The following is a 10395-nucleotide window of genomic DNA, read 5'->3' as shown; positions in this document are numbered from 1 at the left end:
TTCACGTCCCCCTACATCTTTTGAAGGTTGATGATTGCTTCATCCAGATTCATTGTTCCGCGTTCGATCTCATCGAACAGATCTTCAAGGTCTGTGTCCCGATCCTCTTCAACCGTTACCTTCTGAAGAGGAGGGTGTGGCTTCTGTATGTCTGAGTTGCTCATATAAGTGGTCAGTCTGGAGACGCTAGGATATTCAAACAAATCGGTCAGTATTAACTTCCCAGGATAGATCTTGTCCAATTTCAAGAAGATCTGTTTGATCATGATTGAGTCTGCACCGAGTTCAAAAAAGCTGTCATGGATGTTCATCTCTTCAATCCCGAGATACTGCCCTGCAATATCAGCGATAGTCCGGTCAATCTCCGCTGAAGATGCCAAGTCAGGATCGTTACCTGCTGAATCGGCCTGGACATTGGAAACGCATTCATTTATCATTTGCCTCTGCTTAGGTGTCCCGGACCTTGCCTCGTTCGATCCCAGCTTCCGCTGAATACTTGTATCAAGATGGAAGTGATAATTATTCAACATACTCAGATAGGGTGAATTCCAATTCAGTTCCCCAACCAACAAGTGGCCCGTCTGTTTTCCCATAACTTCAAAAAACCGTTCCAACGCCCACTCCTTGGACATCGCCTTGAATAAGGTATCAAAATCAAAACCGGCTCTGGATGCCATGCCTACCTCTTTCCAGGTCGTCCAGTTAATCGTTATCGTCCGTAATCCTTTGCTGTTACGCATTGGGGCGTAGGCATCCTGAAAAGCATTGGCAGCCGCATATGCAGCCTGTCCGGAAGAACCAAACAAGGTAGCGACAGATGAAAACATCACCAGAAAGTCCGGTTGATCATCTGCCGTCAACTGATCCAATAGACGGGTACCTGCCACTTTCGGTGCTAACATTGCCTTGAAGGTATCTTCGGTCATCTGGTCAGCTAATTCCGTGCTGCCAACTCCTGCTGCATGAATAATGCCATGCACACGGCCGAATTGACTTCTTAATTGATCGATAGCCTGACCTAACTGTTCAGAACAGGAAACGTCCGCCCCAAGATATACGATCTGCCCTGCCTGGCTTTCCAGATCGAGCAGTTTAAGTAGTTTTCTTTTCAGATCAGAAGAGGTATTCTTTGCATTCAGAATAATATCCCAATTGTGACGTTTGGGCAGGGGTGTCCTTGAGATCAGAGCCAGATTCAAACGACCCAATGACAACAACTTTTCAGCAATCTCCATCCCCAGACCGCCAAGTCCTCCCGTGATAATATATACTCCGTCTTCTTTCCAGTTCATCTCGACGTCAGGCAGGACACTGATCTGGGCAGGTCCGAATTCGGCCTGATATACCTCTCCTTCTCTTATCGCCAGCGACTTGGCTTCCAAAGGACCCACAAGATAACGTGTTACCTGAGAGGCATCCCATTGGTGGTCGACATCTATACAGAGACATTGGATGTTCTGAATCTCACGCTGTACCACCTGCCCGAAACCGAGCATCGCTGAATGCTCTGGATACAGGACATTCTCGACTCGTGTCACTTCATTAGCATGACATGTCATCAGGATGATCTCGACTGGTTCTGTTATGGATTGGGAACACGCTTTTGTGAAGCGCCATGCAGACATAAGTCCCTTCTCCAGCTTGTCTTCCGAAGTTCCCGAATAGTTAAGTGATGCCGCATGCACGATCCGAAACCGACCTGTGAGGGACAACTCCTGCATAAGCTTTACATAGTCACTCACGTTATTCTGAATCACATACGTATGTTCATTTCCCTGATGAAATGATGCTCCCAATATGACCTCGGTAACCGTTACTCCTGCTTTACGAATAGAGTCACCCAGTTGGCTTGTATACGTTTCGTCACCATCTCGTATCAGGACAATATGTTCAACAGCACAGGTTGCGGTTGGGTTGATCTGGCTGTGGGGCTTCCAGGATAATGAATAATACATAGCCTCATCGTTCATCTGTGCCAGCTTATTGGGATTGGGGATCTCAAGCCAGCACTTGTTCTTTTCAAAAGTATATGAAGGCAGGCTTAACTTGTTATATGCTGCATCCGGGTAAATCCTAGACCAGTCTATCTGAGCCCCTACTCGATAGTGAGCGCATAACTCCTGCAGGATTTCTGTTCCATGGCAGCCCTTGGTGTTCCACCTTGAGATGAGTTCCTCCAGAGAGGATGCCTGATTAGTCATCCTGAATGACTGTTGTGCCTGTTCACCAGACTCACGTTCTGCAAGAAAATCCTTTAAATGCTGAAGCAATTGATCCAAGGAGTTGATGATCCAAGCGGCACGAAAGGCGTGATGCTGTCTTCCAGTAGCTAATGTACAGCAAATGTCACGCAAGTCTGCACCCGGGTTCTCATTGATCCACTTTACATGGGAGAGCACCTGACTGGAGAGATTATGTGCTGATGTGCTTGAGATCAGGAAAGGGTAACTGTCCTCCCGGCTTACTACTGCCGCAATGTTCGGAGCTTCTTCCAAGACCACATGGCAGTTGGTACCACTTAATCCAAATGAACTAACCCCGCATCTTCGTGGGGTCTCTGATGCTTCCCACTCTCTTGATATGACATTGACATAGACAGGAGATTCATCAAAATCGAATTTCCGGTTCGGCTGATTGAAATGAAGCGTTGAGGGAATACGTCTGGTTTGCAGCGCTAGTACTGCCTTTAGCAAACCTGCTAACCCGGCACTGTCATACAAATGCCCTACATTGGACTTGACTGATCCTATGGCACAGAACTGTTTTTTCTCCGTAAATCTGCGAAAAGCAGACTGAATCCCTTCCAACTCAATCGGGTCGCCGATGAGCGTACCCGTTCCATGAGCTTCGAGATAGGAGAGGGTCTCCGGATGAATTCCGGCATCACGCCAGGCATGAGTCAGCACTTTCTCATGAGACACGGCATTGGGAGTTGTTATGCCTGCAGAATATCCGTTCTGATTCACTGCCGTGCCTTTAATTACTGCATAGACATGATCGTGATCCCGCAGCGCCTGTTCTACAGGTTTAAGAACGACCGTTACAACGCCCTCACCCAATCCTGATCCGTCTGCATCTTCGTCGAATGCCCTCGTTATGCCGTCACTGGATTCAATTCCGATCTTGTAATATTCTTTATCCAGAGGAATCATATTGAGCTTGATGCCGCCGGCAATAGCCATGTCGCAACTTCCTTCACGCAATGCACGTACTGCCATATCCAGAGCAACAAGAGAAGAAGAACAGGCCGTATCCACAACCATGGCAGGACCCGTCAAATGGAGTAAATATGCGATTCTTGCAGGAATGATGGACGATAGATTGCCAACGGTAGCAATTGGTAACATGTCGGGACTTAATTCCTCTACCATCTGCTTGTACTTATAACCTTCCTGATCCCCGATTACTCCCACATACACCCCCGTCGGGCTTCCCGCCAGACGATCGCCACCATAACCAGCATCCTCAACGGCACGCCATACCGTTTGCAGAAACAGTCGTTGTACGGGACTCATCAATTTGGCTTCCTGCGAACTCATATGGAAAAATGAATAATCGAATTCATCTATTTCATCCAGATAAGCTCCATCCAGATAACGTATGTGCTCCAGCGAACCTTCCTTGTGCATGAAATACTGATCAAGTTGGGCCTTTCGATGCTTTGGCAACTCACGTATACAATCAATGCCATGATCAAGCATGTTCCAGTATTCATCCATGGACTCACCGGTTGGCAACTTTGCCCCGATGCCTATAATCGCTATATCATGTCTTTTATCCGTTGTTATATCTAGTTCTGTGGCGTTACTCTGGTCATCTTCTTCGTTCCATAGCCCTCTGTCGAATAATTGATCAAGCATGGCTGTCCTCCCATGAAGTTCATTTCAATTCCGGCTGCACGAGTAGTTGGAGCCCTTTCACGTAGTTCGTGATCAAGCGCTTCACCCGACTCTGTTTTAATTTGCGTCCATTAAACTGGCAATTGCACTGCATAACGTCACCTTCATCCGTTACCAGAATGATCAGATCATAATAGTTCAGAAGATCATCCGATGCCTTAAACAGATGCTGTTCACCATATAAGGGGATAATTGCCCATTCCGTGTTAATTGTCTTGATTTGACTCATCTGCTCTATAGGAAAAGCTTGCTCTGAATGCTCAGTAATGACCTGCTGGTTAACATTCTGAAAAAGCGACTTCATCGTATCGAATTGTTTGAAATTCAAGCGTATGGGGCTAATTATTCTGTTCTCACCAATCGCTGTGTGTACTTCAATACCAGGCAGCTCGGTCAGGGTGTGCAACAAGTAAGCGTACATGGCAGAAGCCAGTACATGAATTCCTATGCCTTCCGCTTGCGCAACCAGACGCATATCCTTGACCAATGAAGCCGGGAGAGTAAACTGATACGTTACAGCTTCAAACCCTCGCTCCAGATGGAAAAAACTGCGATCAATCACAACGGGTTCAAGTTCGACCCTATCTTGTCTGATCAGATCTGCCCACGAAATGACTGACGTATGTGAATACAGGCTAGATATTGCCAATTTCCCCGGGAATGCCTCCTCTATACTCTGATGAATCTGAGTAACTTTCAACGAGTCAAATCCCGCTTCAGCCAGATTATCAGATATCCCGACATTCCTTAATTCCGTGACGGACTCTACAATCTCGATCAGCTTTTGTTCGATACTGTCACGAGCAGGTAGTGTTTCTTTGGTCTCATGTGAGTGGGCCAACATATTCTCAATGGATTGTTCTACACTATCAAATTCCCCTGCTTCATATCTTTCTTGAAGCCTGTAGCGCTGGAACTTACCACTCGTCGTTTTGGGAATCTGCTTGATTGGCAGAACGGACTTGAGTTCAATCCCCATTCGCTGTTGAATATGTGCTTTGGCTTCTCTGACTCTCGAAATAAAAGCTTGTACATCTTTTTTGAAAAGAACAAACATCACGGTGCTTTCCGACCCTGTAAGCGTATTGGAAACACCGCATACGGCTACTTTCCCTAGATCAAATTGCTCCAGTTCTTCGGCTACACGTTCGATGTCATGAGGATATATATTCTGGCCATTGATAAAAATGATGTCTTTGGTTCTGCCCGTAATCACCAGTGCTCCTTGGTTCATGAAACCAACATCGCCGGTACGAACCCATCCGTCGGTTGTTCTGGCTCTTTCCGTAGCTGTCGGATTGTTGTAATAACCATTGGTTACACTCAAGCCGTGAATTTGAATGTTGCCTAACACTAATTCCTCTACTGGAATATCCTGATCATCACAAATCCGGACATTACAGTATTTAACCGGCTTGCCCACTTCCACAAAAGAAACAGCATGTTCCGATCCCTGTTCAGCTTCCACGAAGCGTTTTCCAGTCTCCAGATATCGTCTGTCCAGTACGTAACTGGTCAAATTACCAACCTCACCAAAAGAAACACCAACGGTTGCTTCTGCAAGGCCGTATGCTGTCAACATTGTATTGGAAGCCAAACCGTAAGGACTCATCTCATCGAGAAATTGGAAGCATAACGTGGGAGATATGGGCTCAGCACCATTCATAATAAAACGTACAGACGACAAATCGGTTGATGCAAAGGTAAGCGGGTTATATGCATCCAGGAAGTATTTATACGCAAAATTTGGAGCATAGAGTTGGGTAACCCGGTGTTCAGAAGTTTTGGTTAACCATAATGTAGGATGACGGATAAACAGAGAAGTCGGCATAATAAACTGTTGTAGTCCTTGGAAAGTACTCGTAAGATGAAATGCAATCAGACCCATGTCATGGGTCAGGGGTAGCCAGCTTAATGAACGGTCTGTCGAGGTAATTTGGTTTGAAATATTCATGGCCTCAATATTCTTCATTACATTGCAGTGTGTAATAACCACACCTTTGGTTTGCCCCGTTGAACCAGAAGAAAACTGGATAAACGCAATATCATCAGGCTCGATGGAGGCTTCAATTCCTTCTGCGGGAGATTCCTCTCGCAAGTTGAATGCAACTTGTGTAACAAATATTTTGGCATGCATTTCACGTACAATCGCTTCCAATCCATTCTTCTGGGCAAACTTATCCAGACTCTGCGTGAGATCCTGATCAGCAGCAATGAACGGATGATTCAGCGTATTCCATACATTGTAAAGCTTCATCCGTTGCTCCTGATTCCCCCTACCGTGATAGGTACAGGAATAATTCCGCCAAGCGCACAAGCCCAAAAGGTGACAATAAACTCTTCATCGGAGTTCAGCTGAAAAATCAACTCATTCCCAGGCTGCATTCCAAACGCTTGAAGTTCTCCTAATCTAATTCGGGCCAGTTTTAGAAGGGTTTGATAAGATACCACATTTTCTTCTTTGCTGCCATTCAGGAACGTAATGCCTCTGTCTGTGACTGAACCCAGGGAGTTAAACAATTGAGCAAGATTATCAACTGTCATAACTGAAACACACTCCTTGTCAACTAGATTAGATAAGGCTGCAACTTTTCATTGATAATTCTCGTTGTTTCCTGAACATTTTCCTGGATATAGAAATGCCCGCCCTCTAATTTCACAATCTCGCATTGGGAACCGGCGTACCTTTTCCAACCAATCAAATCACTGGATTTAACCCGATTGTCACTTTTGCCGGTCAGCACGGTGATGTCACTTTCAACCTTGAAGGATTTGGGCTGGAAACGGAACAATTCGACTATTCGGAAATCTGCTCGAAGTACGGGGGCAAACAACGAAAAGAGCTCTTTGTTGGTAAAGACCTCATCTGACGTTCCACCCATTCTCTGAATGGTCTCCCTGAACTCTTCGTCCGGTAATGCATGAATATTCTCTTCCTTGAGAATGTGCGGCGCGCGATTGCCCGAAAGCATCAGATGCACTGGCAGACTTTCCATTGACTCTGCAAGTCTATAGTACAGTTCGAGCGCCATCCAGCTTCCCATGCTATGTCCAAAAATAGCATACGGTCCAGTAATGGAAGAGGAGACGGCAGAATAGATATCTTCAACGGCTTCTTCAAAACTTTTATAAAAAGACTCTCCTACACGAGCGCCTCTTCCTTTTAATTCAATCGGTATTACGTCAATGTAAGGGCTCAAGGATGATTTCCAACGATGAAAGACCATCGCCGATCCACCTGCATGTGGCAAACAAAAAAGTTGAATTTTCTTCATTAGCCCTATCATTCCTTGCATTCATATTTTTATCGTAATTTATCATTTTACGTAAAAAAATACAATATTTTCTGTGTTATTGAATACATTATGTAGATTGAATAGATTGGGGGAATTTAACCGTACTATTCTTCGATTGATTGCGATGCTCCGTTGGACTTTTCCCTATCTTTTTTTTGTACATCGCACTGAACTGTGTACTTGAACTGTACCCCAGCTTTTTGGTTATTTCAGAGATTGGAAGATCGGTAGTAGTCACGTATTCCTGAGCCTTGTCGACCCGAATCTGCTGGAGATACTTTAAGGGCGACACATTAAACACCTTGGAGAAAAGATTGCACAGGTACACCGGATTATATCCAACCATATCAGCCAGGAACTGCAGGGTAATCGGCTTCTCGTAGTTGTTCTGAATATATTTGCAAATCAGGACCAAACTCCGTTTCACCGAATCCTCTCGATCTGTTTCCGGGCGTATCAAATTAGCCAGGTTCGTTTGATAATAACTGGAATACACTTCAAGAAAATCTTTTTCGGCTCTTTCTATATCTTCTTTAGTTTCTATCGTTCTATTCAGCAGGCTGATGGCAAGATCATAGTGCTCGCTGTCGGTCTCATTCAGAATGTGACAGCTTGGCAATCTTTCAAGCAAATCAGATCCAAAAATAATACCTCTCATTCTCAGAACAGACTTATCGTAATTCTGGAGTCTTATTTTATTTGCCAACAGTACGGCACCTGCCTTAACCTGTACAGTTTTGCTAAACACACTGATTTCCAATGAATCCATGACTTCGAATATAGCAATCTGTCTTCGGAGCGACAAGTCAAACAAATGCTTTTTATCACGGACGACCATGTCATATAAAACCACAGAACGCAATTGGAAATCCATTATGGGTAACCTCCTGATTGTTTTTCGGACGGTTTTGAGAACGATTTGCGAAGTAACACCTTCATTCAGTTCGCGTTGAATTTTCCAAGCTGATTACGGATGTAAACGATTAAATCAGTTTTTTCCTCGGGAGGAATCCACTCGGTGAGCCTGGCTGCTGCTATGGGAAGTACCCAACGATGAATCTCGCGAATCTCCATACCCGAAAGAAATAAATAATGTTCAATATAGGCTTTGCTCATTCTACTTTTGATTAGCTTTAGCAGCGTTCTCATGACCAAGGGCGTACCCTTGGGAAGATTCCCATATTTCAATAACACCAGGGTTCTTGCCACATCTGCTGCTGGACAGCCCGATGCACCTGTCATCCAGTCTATAATCCAGGCCTCTTTGCCCGTAATCACATTGTTGGGATGAAAATCCCCATGACATAGAGATAAGCCTTCTGGAAGAGTGTTTAAATAGTGTATGATCTGTTCCTTTTCAGCATCGGATAGATCGCCAGTATTCGTTATATTTTTCGCCAGAATCGCTTTGTGCTTTTGCTTAATCTGCTCGCCAGATTGTTGATGTACCTGATAATGCAACGCTGCCATCTGTCTTGCTCTTCGCTCAATGGACCAAGGCTTGATTATCATTTCTTCGAGAAGTGTCCTTCCACTCGCCAACTCAAATATGATTCCTTTGCGATTATTAATCATCACCATATCGATTGTTCTTGGACATTTAACCCCCAGTTTCAAAACGATTCGAGCATTATCAAACTCGTGCTGAATCGCTTCTTCAGAGAAATCTTCTCTGAAGAGTTTGAGAATTGAAGTCTCACCATGTCTGAATATTTCTGCTGTCTGTCCCTGCCCAATCCGTTTCAAACTTAATCAACTCCGTATCTTCCCTAGATCGTATTGGTACAACATTAAAGAACCTAATGATAAAGCCCTTTTTTTCTTAGCATAATGAATGATTCTGCCTAATGCAAAAAAAGGGCTTGTCTTTAGGTCCTGAAGAGGGAAGTAAATCCCGGGTCATTCGCAACATTCAATGTGAAATCTAAACGTTTCGATTCGCGCTATCCTTGATTTTTTCCGCCTTGTTTGAACGTCTCATTTCACGGCGATGAGTAACCACTTCCTGTGTGGCTATGAGAATCTCATGCATTTGCGTTGTCCCTTCAATAATCTCATTGATTCTAGCATCCCGATAATATCTTTCTACAGGGTAACCATTATGACATCCGTTGGCACCATGAATTTGAACGGCATCACTGGCAATTTTGTTTACCATAGTTGAAGCGAAATATTTGGCTGTCCAGGTTTCCATAATACTTTCCGGATCACCTACATCCCGTAAATATCCCGCTCTGTAACAGAGCATGCGGGCAGCTTTCATGTTGACTGACATTTCAGTAATCATTTTCTGTATCATTTGATTCTCGCGAATAGCTCTTCCGAATTGTATTCTGGAATTGGCATAATGTACGGATGCATCGAGACAAGCCTTCGCCAAGCCAACACAACCACAAGCAATGGTATACCTTCCATAATCCAAACAAGGCAGAGCAACATGCGATAATCCTGTCCCTACTTGACCCAGAAGGTTTTCCTTAGGAATTCGACAATCATTCATATTCAGTTCGGCAATCATGGATGCCCTTGCTCCAAGTAGCCCGCTCATCGGTTCAACACTGAATCCAATGGAATCTCTTTCCACGATAAACGCTGTCGGTTTGTTCTCACATTGGGCAATAATTAGAAAAACGCCAGCAAGCTGCCCCATGGTAATCCATCTTTTCTGACCGTTAAGTATGTATTCGTCCCCGTCTAGCACGGCCGTTGTTTCAATATTCTTGGCGTCACTTCCAACATTAGGTTCGGTCAGTCCGAAAGATCCCAAGGTTGTACCCGCAGCCAGTTTCGGCAACCAATGCTGCCTCTGCTGTTCAGTTCCCCAACGCAAAATAGCTAAACCTACCATACCTTGAACGGTTAACAGACTTCTTACAGAAGAGCAACCTCGTCCAACCTCTTCGTTCAGAATTCCTATGGTGATATTGTCCAGCTCCATTCCTCCATACGTACGAGGCAGCATCGAGCCCAGATAACCAGCCTCCGTTATTTTCGCAAGAAGATCTGGATGAATTCGCTCTTCGCTATCGTTCACGTCCGCATATGGAATAATCTCACTGTCTACGAAATCCTTGAATTTCTCCTGCCACATCAATTGCTCTGCATTCAATTCAACCTTCATCACATATCACTCCTGATTTTCAAGTTATGAGTTGATTTAGTAGGACTCTATGCTGTGATTTTCTTATATGAGGTATTTG

Annotated in this window: 7 protein-coding genes; all 7 read right to left on the bottom strand. The window is 44.6% G+C overall.

Annotation, left to right across the window (positions count from 1 at the left end; translation table 11 throughout):
- Positions 1–11 precede the first annotated feature (11 nt).
- Positions 12–3860: a type I polyketide synthase gene (locus C0Q44_RS11145; RefSeq protein WP_105407285.1), complete on the bottom strand. Its 3849-nt coding sequence runs from the start codon at positions 3858–3860 to the stop codon at positions 12–14.
- Positions 3861–3879: 19 nt separating this feature from the next.
- Positions 3880–6156, bottom strand: a complete 2277-nt coding sequence (locus tag C0Q44_RS11140) for a non-ribosomal peptide synthetase (RefSeq protein ID WP_105407284.1) — start codon at positions 6154–6156, stop codon at positions 3880–3882.
- On the bottom strand, positions 6153–6443 hold the full coding sequence (locus C0Q44_RS11135) for a hypothetical protein (RefSeq protein ID WP_105407283.1): 291 nt from the start codon (positions 6441–6443) through the stop codon (positions 6153–6155). The genes C0Q44_RS11140 and C0Q44_RS11135 overlap by 4 nt, the downstream gene beginning before the upstream one ends.
- A 23-nt stretch (positions 6444–6466) precedes the next feature.
- Positions 6467–7174, bottom strand: a complete 708-nt coding sequence (locus C0Q44_RS11130) for a thioesterase II family protein (protein ID WP_181150931.1) — start codon at positions 7172–7174, stop codon at positions 6467–6469.
- 88 nt (positions 7175–7262) lie between these two features.
- A complete protein-coding gene (locus C0Q44_RS11125) occupies positions 7263–8069 on the bottom strand; it encodes a helix-turn-helix domain-containing protein (protein ID WP_105407281.1) in 807 nt (268 codons plus the stop codon).
- A 65-nt stretch (positions 8070–8134) separates the two neighbouring features.
- The gene (locus tag C0Q44_RS11120) at positions 8135–8941 is read right to left on the bottom strand and encodes a phosphotransferase family protein (RefSeq protein ID WP_105407280.1); all 807 of its coding nucleotides are present in this window, start codon (positions 8939–8941) and stop codon (positions 8135–8137) included.
- Between the two features lie 178 nt (positions 8942–9119).
- Positions 9120–10316, bottom strand: a complete 1197-nt coding sequence (locus C0Q44_RS11115) for an acyl-CoA dehydrogenase family protein (RefSeq protein WP_105407279.1) — start codon at positions 10314–10316, stop codon at positions 9120–9122.
- Between the last annotated feature and the right edge of the window lie 79 nt (positions 10317–10395).

It is taken from the genome of Paenibacillus sp. PCH8 (genome assembly GCF_002968835.1).
In the GTDB taxonomy this organism is placed as follows: Bacteria; Bacillota; Bacilli; order Paenibacillales; family Paenibacillaceae; genus Paenibacillus.
This window is presented reverse-complemented; position numbering and strand designations above follow the sequence as displayed.